22 protein-coding genes, 3 tRNA genes and 1 pseudogene are annotated in these 19818 nt (G+C 71.0%); 6 read left to right on the top strand and 20 right to left on the bottom strand.

Translation table 11 applies throughout. The features are described from left to right. The 3 genes from ASG00_RS18245 to ASG00_RS11415 all read right to left on the bottom strand — a co-directional run. Positions 1-758: Clp protease N-terminal domain-containing protein (locus tag ASG00_RS18245; RefSeq protein WP_327037512.1), on the bottom strand; the 758-nt coding region annotated here is incomplete at its 3' end. A gap of 100 nt (positions 759-858) precedes the next feature. Continuing rightward, on the bottom strand, positions 859-2325 hold the full coding sequence (gene cls / locus ASG00_RS11420) for a cardiolipin synthase (RefSeq protein ID WP_045247490.1): 1467 nt from the start codon (positions 2323-2325) through the stop codon (positions 859-861). Positions 2326-2418: 93 nt separating this feature from the next. Further along, entirely contained in the window at positions 2419-2604 is a 186-nt protein-coding gene (locus tag ASG00_RS11415) for a hypothetical protein (RefSeq protein WP_045247491.1), read from the bottom strand. 135 nt (positions 2605-2739) lie between these two features. Between ASG00_RS11415 and ASG00_RS11410 the strand changes: the two genes are divergently transcribed. Further along, positions 2740-3789: a DUF4192 family protein gene (locus ASG00_RS11410; RefSeq protein ID WP_056209679.1), complete on the top strand. Its 1050-nt coding sequence runs from the start codon at positions 2740-2742 to the stop codon at positions 3787-3789. Here ASG00_RS11410 and lysS read toward each other — a convergent pair. The 14 genes and pseudogenes from lysS to tilS form a co-directional block, all read right to left on the bottom strand. Next, complete coding sequence (lysS, locus tag ASG00_RS11405; RefSeq protein WP_056209678.1) at positions 3782-5305, bottom strand: lysine--tRNA ligase; 1524 nt, start codon at positions 5303-5305, stop codon at positions 3782-3784. The two genes, ASG00_RS11410 and lysS, sit on opposite strands and share 8 nt — an antisense overlap. A gap of 32 nt (positions 5306-5337) precedes the next feature. Next, the gene (locus ASG00_RS11400) at positions 5338-5814 is read right to left on the bottom strand and encodes a formylglycine-generating enzyme family protein (protein WP_442922651.1); all 477 of its coding nucleotides are present in this window, start codon (positions 5812-5814) and stop codon (positions 5338-5340) included. Positions 5815-5951: 137 nt separating this feature from the next. Then, positions 5952-6701 carry a DUF2520 domain-containing protein gene (locus tag ASG00_RS11395; RefSeq protein ID WP_056209675.1) on the bottom strand — a complete coding sequence of 250 codons (750 nt, stop codon included), beginning with the start codon at positions 6699-6701 and terminating at the stop codon, positions 5952-5954. Next, positions 6698-8329, bottom strand: a complete 1632-nt coding sequence (locus ASG00_RS11390) for a PH domain-containing protein (protein ID WP_235557471.1) — start codon at positions 8327-8329, stop codon at positions 6698-6700. The genes ASG00_RS11395 and ASG00_RS11390 overlap by 4 nt, the downstream gene beginning before the upstream one ends. After that, the gene (locus tag ASG00_RS11385; protein WP_056209673.1) at positions 8326-8934 is read right to left on the bottom strand and encodes a PH domain-containing protein; all 609 of its coding nucleotides are present in this window, start codon (positions 8932-8934) and stop codon (positions 8326-8328) included. Before ASG00_RS11385 ends, ASG00_RS11390 begins: the two co-directional genes overlap by 4 nt. Further along, positions 8882-9373 carry a DUF3180 domain-containing protein gene (locus ASG00_RS11380; RefSeq protein WP_045247497.1) on the bottom strand — a complete coding sequence of 164 codons (492 nt, stop codon included), beginning with the start codon at positions 9371-9373 and terminating at the stop codon, positions 8882-8884. The genes ASG00_RS11385 and ASG00_RS11380 overlap by 53 nt, the downstream gene beginning before the upstream one ends. Next, a complete protein-coding gene (folK, locus tag ASG00_RS11375; protein ID WP_056209668.1) occupies positions 9370-9891 on the bottom strand; it encodes a 2-amino-4-hydroxy-6-hydroxymethyldihydropteridine diphosphokinase in 522 nt (173 codons plus the stop codon). Before folK ends, ASG00_RS11380 begins: the two co-directional genes overlap by 4 nt. Beyond that, complete coding sequence (gene folB / locus ASG00_RS11370; protein ID WP_045247499.1) at positions 9888-10277, bottom strand: dihydroneopterin aldolase; 390 nt, start codon at positions 10275-10277, stop codon at positions 9888-9890. Before folB ends, folK begins: the two co-directional genes overlap by 4 nt. Then, positions 10274-10418, bottom strand: a pseudogene (locus ASG00_RS18240) (dihydropteroate synthase); the annotation flags it as partial. The pseudogene ASG00_RS18240 and the gene folB, both read right to left, overlap by 4 nt. 1 nt (position 10419) lies before the next feature. Then, on the bottom strand, positions 10420-11043 hold a 624-nt coding region (folP, locus tag ASG00_RS11365), incomplete at its 3' end, for a dihydropteroate synthase (RefSeq protein WP_235559518.1). 14 nt (positions 11044-11057) lie between these two features. Next, entirely contained in the window at positions 11058-11645 is a 588-nt protein-coding gene (gene folE, locus ASG00_RS11360; RefSeq protein ID WP_056209666.1) for a GTP cyclohydrolase I, read from the bottom strand. A 9-nt stretch (positions 11646-11654) separates the two neighbouring features. After that, complete coding sequence (gene ftsH, locus ASG00_RS11355; protein ID WP_056209663.1) at positions 11655-13667, bottom strand: ATP-dependent zinc metalloprotease FtsH; 2013 nt, start codon at positions 13665-13667, stop codon at positions 11655-11657. Positions 13668-13819: 152 nt separating this feature from the next. Further along, positions 13820-14371 (bottom strand): hypoxanthine phosphoribosyltransferase, encoded by a 552-nt coding sequence (hpt, locus tag ASG00_RS11350; protein WP_056209660.1) that lies wholly within the window; start codon positions 14369-14371, stop codon positions 13820-13822. A 9-nt stretch (positions 14372-14380) separates the two neighbouring features. Beyond that, complete coding sequence (tilS, locus tag ASG00_RS11345; protein ID WP_056209862.1) at positions 14381-15382, bottom strand: tRNA lysidine(34) synthetase TilS; 1002 nt, start codon at positions 15380-15382, stop codon at positions 14381-14383. A gap of 134 nt (positions 15383-15516) precedes the next feature. Between tilS and ASG00_RS11340 the strand changes: the two genes are divergently transcribed. Continuing rightward, on the top strand, positions 15517-16008 hold the full coding sequence (locus ASG00_RS11340) for an inorganic diphosphatase (protein WP_045247504.1): 492 nt from the start codon (positions 15517-15519) through the stop codon (positions 16006-16008). Positions 16009-16073: 65 nt separating this feature from the next. Here the strand turns inward: ASG00_RS11340 and ASG00_RS11335 are convergent, their stop codons facing one another. Further along, complete coding sequence (locus tag ASG00_RS11335; RefSeq protein WP_056209657.1) at positions 16074-17435, bottom strand: M23 family metallopeptidase; 1362 nt, start codon at positions 17433-17435, stop codon at positions 16074-16076. A 256-nt stretch (positions 17436-17691) separates the two neighbouring features. On the opposite strand from ASG00_RS11335, the gene ASG00_RS11330 reads away from it, so the two are divergent. The 3 genes from ASG00_RS11330 (at position 17692) to ASG00_RS11320 (ending at position 18005) form a co-directional block, all read left to right on the top strand. Next, positions 17692-17764 (top strand) — tRNA-Glu (locus tag ASG00_RS11330). 29 nt (positions 17765-17793) lie between these two features. After that, positions 17794-17867: transfer RNA gene (locus ASG00_RS11325), tRNA-Asp, on the top strand. Between the two features lie 65 nt (positions 17868-17932). Continuing rightward, positions 17933-18005: transfer RNA gene (locus tag ASG00_RS11320), tRNA-Phe, on the top strand. Between the two features lie 37 nt (positions 18006-18042). Here the strand turns inward: ASG00_RS11320 and ASG00_RS14935 are convergent. Further along, the gene (locus ASG00_RS14935; RefSeq protein ID WP_156454806.1) at positions 18043-18399 is read right to left on the bottom strand and encodes a hypothetical protein; all 357 of its coding nucleotides are present in this window, start codon (positions 18397-18399) and stop codon (positions 18043-18045) included. A gap of 283 nt (positions 18400-18682) precedes the next feature. Between ASG00_RS14935 and ASG00_RS11315 the strand changes: the two genes are divergently transcribed. Beyond that, positions 18683-18862 carry a hypothetical protein gene (locus tag ASG00_RS11315; protein WP_056209654.1) on the top strand — a complete coding sequence of 60 codons (180 nt, stop codon included), beginning with the start codon at positions 18683-18685 and terminating at the stop codon, positions 18860-18862. Between the two features lie 62 nt (positions 18863-18924). Here ASG00_RS11315 and ASG00_RS18235 read toward each other — a convergent pair. Beyond that, the coding region (locus tag ASG00_RS18235) for an AMP-binding enzyme (protein WP_235559517.1) at positions 18925-19818 on the bottom strand (894 nt) is incomplete at its 5' end.

The following is a 19818-nucleotide window of genomic DNA, read 5'->3' as shown; positions in this document are numbered from 1 at the left end:
CCGAGGTCGAGCGAGTAGACCTGCTTGTCCTTCAGCGTCTCGGGCACGACGCCCTTGACGATCGCCTGGGCGAGGCCCTCGACGACGGCGGTCTTGCCGACGCCGGGCTCACCGATCAGCACGGGGTTGTTCTTGGAGCGGCGCGACAGGATCTGCATGACGCGCTCGATCTCCTTCTCGCGCCCGATGACCGGGTCGAGCTTGTTGTCGCGCGCGGCCTGGGTGAGGTTGCGGCCGAACTGGTCGAGCACGGCCGATCCGCCCTGGGCGGCGGCCTGGGACTCGTTGGCGGCGCCCGAGACGGCCGCGGGCTCCTTGCCCTGGTAGCCGCTGAGCAGCTGGATGACCTGCTGGCGCACCTTGTTCAGGTCGGCGCCGAGCTTGACGAGCACCTGCGCGGCGACACCCTCGCCCTCGCGGATCAGGCCGAGGAGGATGTGCTCGGTGCCGATGTAGTTGTGGCCGAGCTGCAGCGCCTCGCGCAGCGACAACTCGAGCACCTTCTTGGCGCGCGGCGTGAACGGGATGTGCCCCGTCGGCTGCTGCTGACCCTGACCGATGATGTCCTGCACCTGCTCGCGCACGGCGTCGAGCGAGATGCCGAGCGACTCGAGGGCCTTGGCGGCGACGCCCTCGCCCTCGTGGATGAGGCCCAGCAGGATGTGCTCTGTGCCGATGTAGTTGTGGTTGAGCATCTTCGCCTCTTCCTGGGCGAGCACAACCACACGACGGGCTCGGTCGGTGAATCTCTCGAACATCGTTGACTCCTCCGGCGCACTTCTGGCGCTGTACAACGAGGGTAACGACGGGGCGGATGCCGCGGCCGTTTGTTCGCTCGCGGCGGAGAGTGCCCGGGAGCTACTGCAGCGCCGAGGTGAGGCGCGCGAGGTTGTCGAGCACGGTGGAGCGCAGGGGCTGCCGCATCCATTCCTCGAGGGTGAGCTCACGGCTGAGATCGCGGTACATGTCCTCGACCGCGCGGAGGTCGGTGACGAACTCCTCGCCCCGCACGAGCAGGGAGATCTCGAGGTTCAGACCGAACGAGCGCATGTCCATGTTGCTCGATCCGATGACCGCGACCTCGTCGTCGATCGTGAGCGACTTGGAGTGGAGGATGAAGGGTTTGCGGTACATCCAGATCTGCACGCCCGCGCGCAGCAGCGCCTCGTAATAGCTGCGCTGCGCGTGGTACACCATCGCCTGGTCGCCCTCTTCGGAGACGAAGAGCTCCACGTGCACGCCGCGCTGACAGGCGGTGGTGATGGCCAGCAGCAACGACTCGTCGGGCACGAAGTAGGGGCTGACGATGATGATGCGCTCGCGCGCCGCGAACAGCAGTGCGAGGAACATCTTGAGGTTGTTCTGGAACTCGAACCCCGGCCCCGACGGCACCACCTGGCAGTCGAGGGTGCCGGCGTCGCTGAGGGTGAGCCCGTCGAGCTCGAGGTAGTCGGCGAGCACCTCGTCGGTCTCGGAGTACCAGTCGCTGAGGAACACGGCGTCGATGGATGCCACGGCCGGCCCCTCGACCCGCACCATCAGGTCGACCCAGTGGAGGCCCCGACGGATGTTCTTGCGCAGGTTGTAGGTCGAGTCGGTCACGTTCTGCGATCCCGTGTACGCGACCCGCCCGTCGACGACGAGGAGCTTGCGGTGGTTGCGCAGGTCGGGCCGCTGGTACTTGCCCTTCAGCGGCTTGACCTCGAGCATCAGATGCCAGATCGCACCCATCTCGGTGAGGCGGCGCAGGGTGCGGCGGTAGTAGGGCTTGCCGCGGTTGGCCCAGTGGTCCAGCAGCACCCGCACGACCACGCCCCGGGAGCGCGCCTCTTCGAGCGCCGCGAAGAAGTTCTCGGTCGAGGCATCCGACTGGAAGATGTAGAACTCGACGTGCACGAACTTCTCGGCCGTGCGGATCTCCGCCGCCATCTCGTCGAGGCTCGTCTGGTAGTCGGAGGTGAGGCGGGCCGCGTTGCCGCCCGAGATCGGCAGGGCGCCGAGGTTGCGGTTGAGCCGCACGACCGCGCGCATCCACTCGGGCGGGTCGGGTCGGGTGCGGCCGAAGTCGAGACCGGTGCTCTGCTCGCGGATGTAGTCGTTGATCGCCTGCTGCTTGCGGCGGCGCTTGCGCGGCAGGCGCGGGTTGCCGATGAGCAGGAACAGCAGCACGCCGACGATCGGGATGAAGTAGATCGCGAGCAGCCACGCCATGGCCGCGGTGGGGCGGCGGTTGCGCGGGACGACGATGATCGCGGTGACGCGCACGGTGAGGTCGACGAGGAACGTCAGCACGACCCACCATGTCGGGTCGAAGATGAACGTCATCAGGCCCTCCCAGTGGCACCAGCGTAGTGGGCGGCGGCGACAGCTCCGCCGTCATGACGCGGCGGCGAGCCGGCTACCCGGCGGGACGGGAGCTCAGCTGTCGGCGGGGGTGACCGGCGGCAGGCCGCGCTTCGCGCGCTCCTCCGCCTCGATGCGCGCGTAGACCTTGCGCTCGGTGCGGTCCATGCGCACGATCCCCCGCAGGATGACGAAGAAGATGAAGGACACCACGATGGTCGGGCCGATCGACCAGACGATGGCGAGCCAGTAGTTGTCCACGGGGTCATCGTACGCGCGCCGGGTGGGAGAACGCCGCCTCCTCCCGAACCGGGCGGATGCCGCGGCATCCGGCCCGCTCTGCACAATCCGCGCCCGCGGCGCCCGCCCCTCGGCGCACCCCGCGAGGGTCGGGAGATGACCGAGATCGTGCGGGCCGCGGGTGCGGCGCAGTTCCTCTCCTTCGTGCCGCGGCTAGCGGGCATCACGCCCGCGCGGAGCGTGGTCGCGGTGCCGTTCACCGGGCGGCGCACGATGGGTCTGATGCGGCTCGACCTGCCCGGCGCGGGACGCGCCGGTGAACGGGCGTTCGCCGCGACCCTCGTCGGACTGCTGTGCCGCATCGAGGGGGCGACGGCCGCGGCGATCGTGATCTACGCAGACGAGGCGACGCGGGACGCGCCGCGCCGCCCGCTCGTGCGGGCGATCGAGCAGCGCATGGATGCCGCGGGCCTGCCCGTGCACGACGCACTGTGGGTCGGTGCCCGGCGCTGGGGCCGCTACGGCGACCCGTCTGTCGGCGGAGCGCGCGCCGAGGTGATGACGGGTGCGTACGAGGGCGGCCTCGCCGACGACGCAGTTCCGCCCGACCTCGAACGGCCATTCGTCGACGCCGTGCGACACGAGCTCGGCCGACCGATGGCCGTTCCAGCTGCGCTGCGCGACGATCTGCCCGCCTTCTTCGAGCGGATGCTCGCCGACGACGACGACGACCAAGATGCCGCGGCCATCGCAGCGCTCGTGTGGGCGCTGGATCGTCCGGCGCTGCGAGACGTGGGCCTGCTGACCTGGTGCGACGGCGTCGACCGCGGCGACCAGGCCGTGCGCGCGCAGCTCGACTGGGAGGCGGACGTGGCCTATCCGATGTCGCTCGCCCGGCGCATGTGGGGTGAGGGACCGCGTCCCGATCCGCCGCGGCTGCTGCGGGCGCTGGCGGTGGCCCGCCGGGCGGCGGCCGCCGCGCCGCCCACGCACCGCGCCGGCGCGCTCGCGACCTGCGCGTGGCTGTCGTGGGCGCTCGGGCGCTCGAGCCACGCCGACGGCTACGTGCGCGCGGCGCGGGAGCACGAGGCATCCCACGGACTCGCCGACATCGTCGGACGCTTCGTGGCCGCCGGGCACCTGCCCGACTGGGCGTTCCGCGGGCGCGCCGAACGCGCCCTCGCGGCCCGGGAGCCGGTTACTTGACGAGCGGGAAGAGGATCGTCTCGCGGATGCCGAGACCGGTGATCGCCATGAGCAGACGGTCGATGCCCATGCCCATGCCGCCCATCGGGGGCATGCCGTGCTCCATCGCCCGCAGGAACTCCTCGTCGATGCGCATCGCCTCATCGTCGCCGCGGGCGGCGAGCTTCGCCTGCTCGACGAACCGCTCCCGCTGGATGACCGGGTCGATGAGCTCGGAGTATCCCGTCGCGAGCTCGAAGCCGCGCACGTACAGATCCCACTTCTCGACGACCCCGGCGATCGACCGGTGCTCGCGCACGAGGGGGCTGGTGTCGATCGGGAAGTCCATCACGAAGGTCGGCCGGGTGAGCCCGCCCTTCACGAAGTGCTCCCACAGCTCCTCGACCCATTTGCCGTGCGTCTCGTGCGCGGGAGCGTCGACACCGGCGGCGGCACCGATCGCGCGCAACTCGTCGAGCGAGGTCGCGGGGGTGACCTCGCGACCCGCGGCGGCCGACAGCGAGTCGTACATCGAGATGCGGTCCCACTCGCCGCCGAGGTCGTAGACGGTGCCGTCGGCCCACGTGACAGTGGTGGAACCCGCCACGGCGACGGCCGCGTTCTGGATGAGCTCCTGGGTGAGGTCGGCGATACCGTTGTAGTCGGTGTAGGACTGGTAGGCCTCGAGCATCGCGAACTCGGGGCTGTGGGTCGAGTCCGCGCCCTCGTTGCGGAAGTTGCGGTTGATCTCGAACACCCGGTCGAGCCCGCCGACGACGGCGCGCTTGAGGAAGAGCTCGGGCGCGATGCGCAGGTAGAGCTCGGTGTCGAACGCGTTCGAGTGCGTCACGAACGGGCGGGCGCTCGCGCCGCCGTGCTGCACCTGCAGCATCGGGGTCTCGACCTCGATGAACTCGTGCGCCGAGAAGGTCTGCCGCAGGCTGGCGTTCACTGTCGAGCGGGCGCGCACGGTGTGGCGGGCCTGGTCGCGCACGATGAGGTCGAGGAAGCGCGAACGCACGCGGGTCTCCTCGCTCAGCTCGGAGTGCAGGTTCGGCAGCGGCAGCAGCGCCTTCGCGGCGATCGCCCAGTCGGTGACCATGATCGACAGCTCACCGCGGCGGCTGGAGATGACCTCGCCCGAGACGAAGACGTGATCGCCGAGATCGACGAGCTCCTTCCAGCGCTGCAGCGCATCCTCGCCGACCGAGGCCAGCGACACCATCGCCTGGATGCGGCTGCCGTCGCCCGACTGCAGCGACGCGAAGCAGAGCTTGCCGGTGTTGCGGCTGAAGACCACGCGGCCCGCGACACCCGCGACCACGCCCGTCTGCGTGTCGGGCTCGAGCTCGCCGAAGCGGGCGCGCAGCGCGGGGATGGTGTCGGTCACCGGAACCGTGACGGGATAGGCGCCGCCCGCGGCATCCGCTCGTTCGGCGATGAGCCGCTCACGCTTGGCGAGACGCACCGCCTTCTGCTCGAAGACATCGTCGTCGAACTCGTCGGCGGGCGCGGGCTGAGCGTGCTGCTCGGTCATGACGGGGGCTCCTCGGAAAGTCGCCGCCAAGTCTATCGGCGGCGGGAGCGCCCCTCAGGGGCGGGACCCGGACCCCGCGCCGCGCGGAACCCGACATCGTCGAACACCGCGCTCGCGCGGGCGCCGCGACGCACGTCCGCGCGCACGTTCAGCGGCCCGTCGGTGAACCCGCCGCCGCGGAACACGCGCCCCGCGCTCGGGTCCTCCGGGTCGAACGGATCCCAGCACCACTCCCACACGTTGCCGAGGGTGTCGAACAGCCCGTGGAGATTCGGATGCCTCCCGCCGACGTCCGCGGGGGCGCGCAGCCCGTCGGCGGCGGTGTACGCGACCTCGGCGAGCGGGCCGTACTGCGCCGCCGGAGACCCCGCACGGCACGCGAACTCCCACTCGGTCTCGGTCGGAAGCCGGTAGCCGTCGGCGGTGCCGTCCCACCGCACCTCGTCGCCGTCGATCCGGTAGGCGGGGTCGAGCCCCTCCCACTCCGACGCCGCATTGCACCAGCGCACCGCCCGCTGCCAGCTCACCTCGACCGCGGGCCGGCGCGGATGCCGGGAAGGGACCCCGAGAAGCTCGGCGAGCTCCTCCTCGGTGACGGCGAACANNNGCCACCCTCGATCGCGGCGAGCTCGATGTCGCGCACGGGTCAGTCGCGATCGGCGTCGACCGGGGCGTCGTCCTGCTCGTCACCGGCGTCGCCTCGCACCTCGAGGGTCGGGGTGCGGTCGATCAGCGCCTGGTCGATGGTCGAGCGGACGAGTGCCGACAGGTACCGACCCGGGCTCTCGACGCCGACGGCGCTGAGCAGCCCGGTCGCCTGCCGCACGATCGAATCGGAGAACGCGGTCGCGGTGGCGATGGCCTCCGCGTAGGCGGGACGGTCGGCCTCCGCGACGACCACGGGTTCGCAGCCCATCTCGACGGCGAGCGCCTGGGCGATCGGCAGCACAGCCGCCGGCGCCGTCACCGCCGCGTACGCGGCCGCGAGCTGCTTCAGGTCTATCGAGGTGCCGCTGAACGAGATCGCCGGGTGCACAGCCAGCGGGATCGCCCCCGACCGCGCCGCGGGAGTGAGCACCTCGATGCCGTAGGCGGGGTCCGTGTGCAGCACGAGCTGGCCGGGCTGCCAGGCGCCGACCTCGGCGAGTCCCGCGACGAGGCCGGGCAGCTCCTCGTGCGGCACCGCGATCACCACGAGCTCGGCCCGACGCACCACGTCCTGCGTCTCAAGCACGGGAACCCCGGGCAGCACCGCGTCGACCCGGTCGGGGTCGGAGCCCGCCGTGATGCCGATCACCGCGTGACCCGCCCCACCGAGCGCCGCACCGATCACGGGGCCGACCCGGCCCGCGCCGATGATCCCGACGCCCAGGCGTCCGTCCCGTGCCGTGCTCATGCGTGCGACTCCTCCCGCTCTGTCGCGGCCGCCACCGTATCAGGTGCCGCCGCGCGGTCGGCGACGTCACCGGCGAGGGATGCCGCGGCATCCGCGTCGATCGCGCCGAGCCGCGTGCGCACGTGCCCGCGCACCGTCACCACCCGCACCCTCGCGACACCGAACGCGCGGTCGATCGGCCCCTGTGCGAGCTCGACCCCCTGCGCGCGACCGAGCGGGAACAGCGCCGCCGAGCGGGCGAGGAAACCGCGGCGGAAGGTCACCACGCGGGAACCGAGCGCGAACCCGTTGCGCCGCCACGCGAGGGGGCGCAGCAGTCGGGCGCGCCGAGGGGTCGTCGTGAAGCCGCCGGCGGCGCGGGCGTGCGCGGCATCCGTCATCGTGTCGAGCTCGTGCGCGCTCAGCCACGGCAGCAGCAGGGCGACCACGCGCCTCGCGTCGTCGAGGGTGCCGACCGGCATCACCCGCGCGAACTCCTCGGCGCGCTGCTCGCCGTGGCGGGTGCCCGAGATGCGGGTGACGGTGACCGTCCACCAGCCCGTTCCGCGCCACAGCACCGACTGCGAGATCGCGACCGCGTGCACGCGCCCCGGTGGAATCGTCTCGGTCACGGTGGTCAGGACGCCGTACGTCACCCGCACGCCGTGCGGCGTCGGCACGATCGCGTAGCGCATCGCCCGCACCACGTGCCGCGCGGCATATCCGCCGTAGCCGAGGATGAACGGCAGCGCGAGGAACAGCCCCGGCGGGAACCACAGCGCGCCCGCCACGATCACCGCTGTCGACCCGATCAGCCACCACACCGTGTCGTCGCTGAGCACCTGCGCCCCGATGAGGCGCAGCGGTGTGACGTGCACGACCGACTCGCTGCGGTCGGGCGCGGGCTCCGCCCCGAAGACCAGACCCGTCAGACCGTCGCCCACGGCCGCGCGCGCCGAGGCCAGGCGGCCGGCGTGCGGGCCGGGGCCCGCGGCATCCGTCTCGGCCCGCACGCCCGAGGCGAGGCGCAGGATGTCGCGGCGCACCGCCTCGGCCGACCGCGTCGACAGGTACGACAGCTCCACGTTGGAGTCGAGGCCGGCGCCCATCACCTCGAGCTTCGCCATGCCGACCAGGCGCGCGACGAGCGGGCGGGTGAGGTTCACGCCCTGCACGCGGTCGAGCGGGGCACGGCGGTGCGAGCGGAACAGCACGCCCCGGCGCACCTCGACATCGGCGGCCGTGACCCGGAACGTGTGGAAGCGCCACGACAGCGCGAACAGCCCGACGAGCAGCAGCGCGACGACGATCGCGCCGAGCAGCACGAGGAAGACCAGATTGTGGGCGAACACGTAGTCGACGGGATCCCGCGGGTCGTCGGCCGGCGGATGCGGCCCCGGCGCGAACATCGGCACCACGAACGCGAGCAGGCGCTCGCGCAGGTTCGCGATGAGCACGCCCGCGACGACCACGACGACCAGCCCGCCGCGGAAGACGGGCGTCAGCGGGTGCAGCCGGTGCCACGCGCCATCCGTGAGCACCGATCCCGAGAGCGCTGCCGCCGGGTCGGCGCGCGGGTCGCCGTGAGCGCCGGCGGACACCCCCTCGACCGCACCGCCCTGGTCGCCCGCCTCGACGGGATCGCTCACAGCGGTGTCCGGCGCTGCTCGGCGAGCTCGATCAGCGCGTCGCGCAGCAGCTCGGCGGCCTCCTGCCGCAGCCCCGGCAGCACGACGCTGCCGGTCGAGGCGGCGCTGACGAGCTTCACCTGCGCGATGCCGAACGCCCGGTCGAGCGGACCGTGGGCGATGTCGACGAGCTGCAGCCGCCCGTAGGGCACGGCGAGCTCGCGCTGCAGCAGGATGCCCCGCCGCACGACGATGTCATCGGCGCGCAGGCGGTAGCCCCACGACCGCAGGCGTCGCGGCAGGATCGCCGCCCACACGAGCAGCACGACGACGAGCACACCGCCCACGGGATACGGCCACCACGCGCCCGTCCAGATGCCGAGAAGAACGGATGCCCCCATCACCGCAACGGTCCACAGCGCGAGCTCGATCAGCTCGGTCCTGAGGTAGGGCCGCGCAAGCCGATGCCAGGGTGCGGGATCCGCGGCATCCGTGCCTGTCAGCCAGCCGCGGCGCGGCGCACCGACCGGCGCGAAGGTGCCCCGATCGAGCACCTCGGCGTCGAGGCCCGGCTCAATGACGGTGCGGCTCGATCGCGGGAGCGCCGGGTCCGGAGTCGTCGTCATCGTCGTCCTTCCGCAGGGTGCACAGGTGTTCGGCGACGAGGGCGGTGACCACCAGCGCGACGCCCGCCGCCGCGGTGAGGATGATCGGCAGCAGCGCGCCGGAGTCGGGGGTGGCCGGGCGGGTCGACACGAACAGCAGCAGTCCGAGCGCGAACCCGGCGACGACCGCACCGACGAGTGAGGAGGCCTTCGCGAGCACCGCGATGCGCACCGCCCGGAACGGGTCGATGTCGACCTTGACCGTCGCGCGGGTGGCTCGGCGGATCGGGAGTGCCAGCAGGATCTCGGCGAGGCCGAGCAGCACCAGCAGGATCGGCAGTCCGATGGCGGGCGTGAAGGTGGCGCGCCCACCCGCGGTCAGCAGCTGGTCGACGAGGAACCCGGCACCCAGGCCGAGCACAGCCGCGGTGAACAGGGCGAGGGGGCTCGTGCGCTTCACGCGGGGCCCCCGTCGTCGAGCGCGGCGAGCAGCGCGTCGACGCGACCGCGCCCGGGCAGCACCGCGTCGGGGTCGACGGCCAGCCACGGGCGCAGCACGAAGTCGCGCTCGGCAGCGCGCGGGTGAGGCAGCAGCAACGCCGGGTCGTCGGAGTGCACGTCGTCGTACGCGATCAGGTCGAGATCGAGCGTGCGGTCGCCCCAGCGCTCGCGACGCACCCGCCCGTGCCGCGCCTCGATCTCGTGGAGGGCGGCGAGCAGCTCGGCGGGTCGGAGGGTCGTGGTGACGAGTGCGACCGTGTTGAGATACGGCGGGGCCGAGGCATCCGGCCCGTGCAGGGTGAGCGCGACGGTCTCGAGCACGGGAGCGACCTCGAGCGCGCTCGTGCCCGGCAGCGTGCGCAGGTCGGCGACGGCGGCCTCGATCGTGGTGCCGCGGTCGCCGAGGTTCGACCCCAGGGCGACGACGGCGGTGACGGATGCCTCGTCGCCGACGCCCTGCGCGAGCCGCCGGTTCACAGCGCTCCCTCGATGCGCACGCGGGTGACGCTGACGGTCACGTCGTCGAACGGCACGGGGATGGGCGCCTGCGGCTTGTGCACGGTGATGCGCACCATGTGCACCGGCCAGCCCTCGAGCACGGCGGTCGCGATGCGCTCGGCGAGGGTCTCGATGAGGTTGACCGGGTCGCCGCCGATGATCTCGGCGATGCGCACCGCCACCTCGCCGTAGTGCACCGTGTCGGTGACGTCGTCGGTGACCGCGGCGCGCTGCACGACCGCGCCGTCGAGGTAGAGCGCCGCGTCGACGACGAACTCCTGCCCTTCGGCGCGCTCATGGGCGAACACCCCGTGGCGTCCGAATGCGCGGATGCCGGTGATCGCGATCTCGTCGAGCGGGTTCATGCCTTCCCTTCCTGCCAGGCGCGGGCGATGGTGAGCGCGTCGCGGGTGGCGACGACGTCGTGCACGCGCACCGCCCAGGCTCCGGCGTCGGCGGCGAGCACGCTGGTGACCGCGGTGGCGAGGTCGCGGCGGGCCTCGGATNGGCGAGGACCCCCTTGCGGCTCGCGCCGACCAGGAGCCGCGGGCCGAGCCCGACGAGCTGCGGCAGCGCGCGCAGCACCCGCCAGTTCTGGTCGCCGCGCTTGGCGAAGCCGAGACCCGGGTCGAGGATGACACGGGCCGGGTTGATGCCCGCCGCGGCCGCCGCCTCGACCCGTCCGACGAGCTCTGCGGCGACCTCGCGTTCGATGTCGTCGTACTGGGCCTGCGCGTACATGTCGTCGGAGTGGCCGCGCCAGTGCCCGAGCGCCACGTCGGCGCCGGTGGCGGCGACGGCCGCGAGCAGATCGGGGTCGGCGAGACCGCCCGACACGTCGTTGACGATGCGCGCACCGGCGGCGACGGCCGCGACCGCGGTCGAGGCGTTCATGGTGTCGATGCTCACGACGGCTCCTGCGGCGGCGAGCGCGTGCACGACCGGCAGCACCCGCTCCTGCTCGATCTCGGGGGTGACGCGCACGGCACCGGGCCGTGTCGACTCGCCGCCGATGTCGAGGATGTCGGCGCCGAGCTCGCGCAGCCGCAGCCCGTGGGCGACGGCGAGGTCGGGGTCGAGGTAGCGACCGCCGTCGCTGAACGAGTCGGGGGTCGCGTTCACGATGCCCATGACGAGGCATCCCATCAGCGGTGCGCTCCGATCAGGGCGATGAGCTCGGCGCGGGCGGCGGGCTCGGCGAGCGCTCCGCGTGCGGCGATCGTGACGGTGGACGCGTCGGGCTGCCGTTCGCCGCGGGAGGTGACGCAGCCGTGCACCGCGTCGAGCACGACGAGCACCCCACGGGCGTCGAGCCCGTCGGCGATGGTGTCGGCGATCTGCTCGCCGAGGCGCTCCTGCACCTGCGGTCGGGCCGACAGCACCTCGACCACGCGCGGCAGAGCACCGAGGCCCACGACCTTCTCGGCGGGGAGGTAGGCCAGGTGCGCCCGGCCGCGGAACGGCAGCAGGTGGTGCTCGCAGACCGAACGGAAGTCGATGTCGCGCAGCATGACGGCGCCGCTCGGCAGTGTGTCGGGCGCGGGGCCACGGCTGATCGAGATGGTGCGGGAGAGAGCTGCCGCGGGATCGGCGTCGACCCCGGCGAAGAACTCGCCGTAGGCGTCGGCCACACGTTCAGGCGTCTGCCGGAGTCCGGGTCGGTCGGGGTTCTCGCCGATCGCCTCGAGGAGCTCCCTCACGAGCGCGGCGACACGTGCACGGTCGACGGCCATGCGCCGAGCCTACGCGGTCGCGGGGCGGGCCTGTCCGGTCGGACGCTGGCGCGGAGCCTTCTTCGCTGCAGCCCCCTCGTCGGCGGCCTCGGTCTGGGCGGCGACGCCCTCCTGCTCGCGACGGCGCGGCACGTCGACCGGCGGCAGCGCCGAGACCGGGCGCTTCGTGCTCGAGAGCCACTGGGGGCGCTCGGGCAGCTTGCGCACGTCCTTGAAGATCTCGGCGAGCTCGAGGTGGTCGAGCGTCTCCTTCTCGAGGAGCGCGAGGGCGAGCTTGTCGAGCACGTCGCGGTTGTCGTTGATCACCTGGTAGGCCTCGTTGTGGGCCTGCTCGATGAGGTCGCGCACCTGCACGTCGACGCGCTCGGCGAGCTCGTCGGAGTAGTCGCGGCCGTGACCCATGTCGCGTCCGAGGAACATCTCACCCGAGCTCGAGCCGAGCTTCACGGGACCGACGTCGGTGGTCATGCCGTACTCGGTGACCATCTTGCGGGCGATGCCGGTGGCCTTCTCGATGTCGTTCGAGGCGCCCGTGGTCGGGTCGTGGAACACGATCTCCTCAGCCACGCGACCGCCCATCGCGTAGGTGAGCTGGTCCTGCAGCTCGTTGCGGGTGATCGAGTACTTGTCGTCGAGCGGCAGCACCATCGTGTAGCCGAGCGCCTTGCCGCGCGGGAGGATCGTGACCTTCGTGACGGGGTCGGTGTGGTTCATCGCCGCCGCGGCGAGGGCGTGGCCGCCCTCGTGGTACGCGGTGATGAGCTTCTCCTTGTCCTTCATCACGCGCGTGCGGCGCTGAGGTCCGGCGATCACGCGGTCGATGGCCTCATCGAGGGCGCGCATGTCGATGAGCTGCGCGTTCGAGCGGGCCGTCAGCAGCGCCGCCTCGTTGAGAACGTTGGCGAGGTCGGCACCGGTGAACCCGGGGGTCTTGCGGGCGATGACCTCGAGGTCGACGCTGTCGGAGAGGGGCTTCCCGCGCCCGTGCACCTCGAGGATCTTCTTGCGGCCCTTCAGGTCGGGGGCGTCGACGCCGATCTGGCGGTCGAAGCGGCCGGGTCGCAGCAGGGCCGGGTCGAGGATGTCGGGACGGTTGGTCGCCGCGATGACGATGACGTTGGCCTTCGGGTCGAAGCCGTCCATCTCGACGAGCATCTGGTTGAGCGTCTGCTCGCGCTCGTCGTGCCCGCCGCCCAGTCCGGCGCCGCGATGGCGTCCGACCGCGTCGATCTCATCGATGAAGATGATGGCGGGCGCGCTCTCCTTGGCCTGGTTGAACAGGTCGCGCACGCGGCTCGCGCCGACGCCGACGAACATCTCGACGAAGTCCGAGCCCGAGATCGAGTAGAACGGCACGCCCGCCTCGCCGGCGACGGCGCGGGCGAGCAGGGTCTTGCCGGTTCCGGGAGGGCCGTACAGCAGCACGCCCTTCGGGATGCGGGCACCGAGCGCCTGGAACTTCGTCGGGTCCTTCAGGAAGTCCTTGATCTCCTGCAGCTCCTCGATCGCCTCGTCGGAGCCGGCGACGTCGTCGAAGGTGACCGTCGGGGTCTCCTTGGTGACGAGCTTCGCTCGCGACTTGCCGAACTGCATGATCTTGCTGCCGCCCCCCTGCGACATCGACAGCAGCAGCCAGAACACGAGGCCGAGGAGGAGTAAGGGCACGGCGAGCGAGAGCAGGCTGTCGAGCCAGGTGGTGCGCGGCACGACGTCGTTGTAGCCGCCCGAGGGGTTGGCCGCGTCGATCGCGTTGACCACGTCGGTCGCGCGGGCGTTCACGTAGTAGAACTGCACATCGCTCGAGCCGTTGTAGGGGGTCGAGAGGGTGAGGTCGACGCGCTGGTCGCCGTCGGTGTTGACCACCTTGCTGACGGTTCCGCCCTTGAGGAGGTTGAGACCCTCCTGCGTCGAGATCTGCTTGGCTCCGCCGAGGCTCGAGATGAGGGAGAACCCGATGATGAGCAGCAGACCGATCAGCAGCACGTAGATGATCGGATTGCGGGTGATCTTCTTGAAGTCCATGATTCGAGCCTGCGCCCGAGCGCCTTTCGTCGACGTTCCGCCTCGTGAACGGTTCCCTCAGGTTAGCGCTCGCCCACTATGGCGGGTCTGTGCATTCGCCCACGGCGAACTGGGCGAATCCGGATGCCGCGGCCCGGCCGCCCGACGACGCGTCAGGCGTAGACGTGGGGGGCGAGAACCGCGACGTCACGCAGGTTTCGGTACTTCTCGGCGTAGTCGAGTCCGTAGCCGACGACGAACTCGTTCGGGATCTCGAAGCCGACGTAGCGGCAGTCGACGTGCACCTTCGCGGCATCCGGCTTGCGGAACAGGGCGAAGACCTCGACGGATGCGGCGCCGCGGGCGGCGAAGTTCTCGAGCAGCCAGCTGAGGGTGAGGCCGGAGTCGATGATGTCCTCGACGATCAGCACGTGCTTGTCGTGGATGTCGGTGTCGAGGTCTTTGCGGATCTGCACGACGCCGCTCGACTTGGTGCCGGCGCCGTATGAGGAGACGGCCATCCAGTCCATGGGAACGAGCATCGGCAGCGCCCGGGCGAAGTCGGCCATCACCATGACGGCGCCCTTGAGCACGCCGACGAGCACGAGCTCCTTGCCCTCGTAGTCGACCGCCACCTGAGTGGCGATCTCGTCGAGCTTCGCGCGGATCTCCTCCTCGGTCGCGAGAACGGTCTCGAGGTCGGAGGCGAGGTCGACGGCGCGCATGGGTCGAGTCTAGGAGGGGGGCCCTGCGGCGGTGAACTCGATGCGGGCGCCGACGCGGCGAGCCCGGCAGCCGGGCAGGTCGAGGGGTCCCTGCCCTGCCCAGTCGGTGACGAGGCGGGCGACCGCGAGGGTCTGCGTGCGGGTGAGGCTCTGACCGAACTCGCTCGCCACGACGTGGCGGATGATGCGGTGGCGTAGCGCCGGAGGATTCGCGGCGAGCGCGCCGACCGAGACGGAGATGCCCGCTTCGGCGTGCTCGACGATGTCCTCGATGGTCTCGTCGATCATCTCGTCGAAGGCGGCCGTGTCCTCGCGCAACTGGTCGGCGGTGCGGGCGAGGGCCTCGGCGACGCCCGGGCCGAGCTCGCGCTCGAGCACCGGCAGCACCAGCTCCCTCACTCGCACCCGTGCGAATGCCGGGTCGGCGTTCTGCGGATCGTGCCAGGGCTCGAGGCCCGCCGCCGCGCACGCGGCGAGAGTGGTCGCGCGGCGCACCGCGAGCAGCGGCCGCACCAGCAGAACCCCGGATGCCTCGTCCCGCCGCACGGCGGCCATGCCGGCGAGGCTCGTGGCGCCCGCTCCGCGGGCGAGGCCCAGCAGCACGGTCTCGGCCTGGTCGTCGAGTGTGTGTCCGAGGAGCACGGCCGCCGCGCCGAGGTCGGCCGCGGCCCCGGTGAGCGCGCGGTAGCGCGCGGAGCGCGCGGCCGCCTCCGGCCCGTCACCCGCTGCGGTCACCTCGACCCGCACGATGCGGGCGACGAGCCCGAGCGCACGCGCCTGATCGGCGGCGCGGGAGGCGGCGGCATCCGACCCCGGCTGCAGCGCGTGGTCGACGATCACCGCGGTCGCGGCGATGCCGAGCTTCGGCGCCTCGAACGCGGTCGCGGCGGCGAGGGCGAGGGAGTCGGGTCCGCCCGAGAGCGCCATGACGACCGACGTCGCCTCCACACCCGAGAGTGCCGTGCGCACCGCGAGGCGCACCTCGGCGACGGCGGGATCCAGTGCGGGCATGCCTTTACCGTAGGGCGGCGCGAACGCGGCGCGCGAGCGCACCCGACGGCTCGTGACGCCCGCCCCGATGTCGCCGAGGCCGCCGCACTAGGCTGAGGGGCGGCATCCCAGCCCCTGATCTAAGGAGCACGCACATGGGCGCATACGACGCCGTCATCGAGATCCCGCGCGGCAGCCGCGTGAAGTACGAGGTCGACCACGAGACCGGCCGGGTGTTCCTCGACCGCATCCTCTACACGGTGTTCGGCTACCCGGCGAACTACGGGTTCTTCGAGAACACGCTCGGCGAGGACGGCGACCCGCTCGACGTGCTGCTGCTGCTCGACCAGGAGCTCGCACCCGGCGTCGGCGCCAAGGTGCGCCCGGTCGGCGTGCTGAAGATGAGCGACGAGGCCGGCGGCGACGACAAGGTCGTGGCCGTGCTCGCCAAGGACCCCCGCTGGGCGCACATCCAGGACGTCGCCGACATCCCGGAGTACACGCAGAAGGAGATCACCCACTTCTTCGAGCACTACAAGGACCTCGAGCCCGGCAAGTGGGTCAAGGTCGACGAGTGGGCCGATGCGGCCGAGGCCGAGCGGCTCGTCTCCGAGGCGTTCGCGCGCTTCGAGGCCGAAGGGCACTGAGCGCCCTCACCCCGACATGACGAAGGGGGCGGATGCCGCGGCATCCGCCCCCTTCGCCGTGTCGACTAGATGTTGATGCCGCGCTGCGCCATGAGGGGCTGCGGGTTCTTCGGCGATCCGTTGACGTAGAACTCGAAGTGAAGGTGGCATCCGAACGCGTTGCCGGTCTCGCCGCCGCGCCCGATGACCTGGCCGGCCGAGACCTGCTGGCCGTAGGACACGAGGATGCCGCCGTTCTGCATGTGCGCGTACCCCGTGCCGATGCCGCCGCCGTGGTCGATCTTGACGTAGTTGCCGTAGCCGCCGTTGGGGCCGGCGTGGACGACCGTGCCGGCGCTGGCCGCGAAGATCGGGAAGCCGCACGTGCCGTTGGCGATGTCGAGACCGTAGTGGAAGCTGCTGGCGCAGTACGACGGACCGCACTGGGCGTAGCGGGGGCCGTAGGGCGAGGTCATCGGCCCGTTCGCGGGGCGGGCCCACCCGCTCGACGAGGCGCCGCCGCCTCCGCCACCGCCGCCGCCCTGCGCGGCCTCCTGGGCGGCCTTCGCGGCCGCCGCCGCTGCCGCCGCGGCCGCCGCCTCGGCGGCCTTGCGTGCGGCTTCGACCCCGGCCTGGTAGTCGGCGACGGTCTTGGCGGTCTGATCCTGCAGCGCCTGCAGCTGGGCCTGGAGGTCCTGCAGATGGCTCTGCTGGTTCGCGAGGGCGGCCTGCGCCGCCTGGGCGGCGTTCTGCGCCGCGGTCATCGCGTCATTGGCCTGCTGCTGGAGCTTGTCGCGCTCATCGGCCTGCACCTTGGCCTGGTCGCTGAGCGACTGCGCGAGGTTCTGCGCGGTGACCGCGTTCGTGTAGACGTCGTTGTTGCGCTGCAGCAGGCGGTCCATCGTGCCGAGGCGGGCGAGGAGATCGTTGGCCCCCGCGGCGGATCCGGCGAAGAAGATCTGCAGCGACGCGTTGTCGCCACCGGAGCGGTAGAGCTGCGCTGCCAGGCGACCGGCCTGGTTCGCCGCCTCGAGGGCGGCGGCGGACTGCTTGTCGGCCTGATCCTGGATGTCGGCGGCCTTCTGGCTCGCGTCGAAGAACGCCTGCTGCGCGGTGTAGAAGACCTGCGACGCCTGATCGGCGGCCGCCTGCGTCTGCGTGACCTGCGTGTTCAGCTGCGAGATGAGGCCGTTGATCTTCGTGATCTCGGACTGCTTCGCGGCCTCGTTGTTCTTCGCCGCCTGCACGTCGGCCCAGCTGGGGTAGTCGGCGGCGAAGGCGGGAGTCGAGAACCCGGAAGCGACCGCGCCGACGGCGACGATGCCGAGTGCCCCCGCACCGAAGAGCGCGCGACGGCTCACGTCGGGCCACAGCGCGCGCTGCTCACGCGCGGAGGGCGCGCAATCGCACTCGTCGGTGTGGTCCACCTGAGTGGTGTCGTCGGTCACGAGGCATCCCTTCGGTGCTCGAGTCACATCTGCATCACTAATAACATGCGTCACCTTCACGAAGGAATCAAGCACAGGTTGAAGGTTGACCGCACGCCTTCGTCATTCTGCGGGGTGGAGCAGGAGGCTGCGGGAGCCCACGCGGGGCTGCCACGAATCGCATGATCGCTCGGTTTGGTGCAACGGCGTTCGTTTGCGTATGCTTGAGCGTCGGCAAGCGTGACCGCCGAATCCCTCGGGATGTCGAGTTTCGCCCGGCCCCATCGTTTAGCGGCCTAGGACGCCGCCCTTTCACGGCGGTAGCACGGGTTCGAATCCCGTTGGGGTCACACTCACCGGCACACAACTTAACAAGCATGGCCCTGTAGCGCAGTTGGTTAGCGTGCCGCCCTGTCACGGCGGAGGTCGCGGGTTCAAGTCCCGTCAGGGTCGCTCCGAGCGACGGGCCCTTTCTTAGCAGAGGGCCCTTCGTCTAGGACGCGGCAGATATGCCGCGCGGCTCTGTAGCTCAGTTGGTAGAGCGCACGACTGAAAATCGTGAGGTCACGGGATCGACGCCCGTCGGAGCCACACGGACCGTCGTTACAACGGTCCCAGAAACCCTCGCCTAGCTTCTACATGGCGGGGGTTTTGCTTTGCCCTGCGGCCGCGCCTGCTCGCGTAGCTCTCGAATGGTCGAGAACATCTGCGCAAGCGCCGCATCATATGAGCGACGTGCCACACGGATTCCCGCACGGCCGTCCTTGCGCCGAGGGTGTCCGAGGTGCGCACCGTGACACTCCCCGCACACAAATGCGGCAAGCCCGGCGTCATCCGCGAAATCGACGAAGGCCGCGACCCAGGCCTCGATGAGCGTGTCGTAGCGAACTTTTCCCGTCGTTTCGCACCGGGCAAGCCCATCGACAAGACTGCCGACCATGTGGCGCTCACCCACTGCCAGACGCCAGTGCGCGGCAGACGTCACCTGCACATTGTTCCCGGCAACACCGCCACGCCGCGCGCGACGTTCGTCCTGACCGGCCTTCGCGCACGACGGAGCGCAATAGCGCGGCGTGTCAGCTTCTGCGAGAAGTCGAGTCACGTGCCTCGAACAGAACATGCACCACACGCTCGTCGGACCGAGGGAAGACGTGGACACACACGGATCTTCCCGCCCACATCCGACATCACAAGGTCTACGATCGCCGCATGAGTCGTTGCCCACGCTAGCCCCGCTCGGGGCCAGCGAATCATGAGAGGCAACAACTATGCATAAGGCACTCTGCAACGCGCTCTTCCGTGCGTTCGGTCACCGCGTGTGCTGCGGACGCATCCCGGATTGGACGGCGCATGTCGGCCAGCGCTGGGACACCTTCGACCTCGCGCCGTGGAACCTCTATAACGGCATCTGGCGTGTCCAGCGGTGGGTGCGCACCGGAATGCGCTGACCGCACGCGCAAAGGCCGGCGCCGCGGCATCCGCGAAGCCGGCCCCTGCGCGTCAGGCCGGATCAGTCGTCGTGAGCACCAGACTGCATGCCGGTCTTGATCGCGTCCATGACGCCCGAGTCGGCGAGGGTGGTCACATCACCCACGGGCCGGTTCTCGGCGACGTCACGCAGGAGGCGACGCATGATCTTGCCCGAGCGCGTCTTCGGCAGCTCGGCGACGACCATGATCTGACGGGGCTGGGCGATCTTGCCGATCTCCTTGGCCACGTGCTCTCGCAGCTCACGGGTCACGTGGTCACCTCCGTCTCCGGCCTCCTTGCGCAGGATCACGAATGCAGCGACCGCCTGACCGGTCACGGGGTCGTCGACCCCCACCACCGCCGCCTCGGCGACCTTCGGGTTCGACACGAGTGCCGACTCGATCTCGGTCGTCGAGAGGCGGTGACCCGACACGTTCATCACGTCGTCGACGCGACCCAGCAGCCACAGGTCGCCGTCCTCGTCGCGCTTGGCCCCGTCGCCCGCGAAGTAGCGACCCGGGAACCGCGACCAGTAGGTCTCCTTGAACCGCTCCGGGTCGCCCCAGATCGTGCGCAGCATCGACGGCCACGGCTCGGTCAGCACCAGGTAGCCACCCTGGCCGTTGCCGACCGACTCGCCCTGCTCGTCGACCACGTCGACGCCGATGCCCGGCATCGCGCTCATGGCCGCGCCGGGCTTGCCGGCCGTGATGCCCGGGAGCGGGCTGATCATGATCGAGCCCGTCTCGGTCTGCCACCACGTGTCGATCACGGGCACCCGGTTGCCGCCGATGTGCGCGCGGTACCACATGTACGCCTCGGGGTTGATGGGCTCACCCACCGACCCGATGAGCTTCAGGCTCGACAGGTCGTACCCCTCGGGGATCTGGTGACCCCACTTCATGAACGTGCGGATCGCCGTCGGCGCGCAGTA

The organism is Microbacterium sp. Leaf351 (genome assembly GCF_001423825.1).
GTDB classification, from domain to species: domain Bacteria; phylum Actinomycetota; class Actinomycetes; order Actinomycetales; family Microbacteriaceae; genus Microbacterium; species Microbacterium ginsengisoli.
The sequence above is the reverse complement of the archived record's forward strand: the minus strand, read 5'-3'. Positions and strand labels throughout refer to the sequence as shown.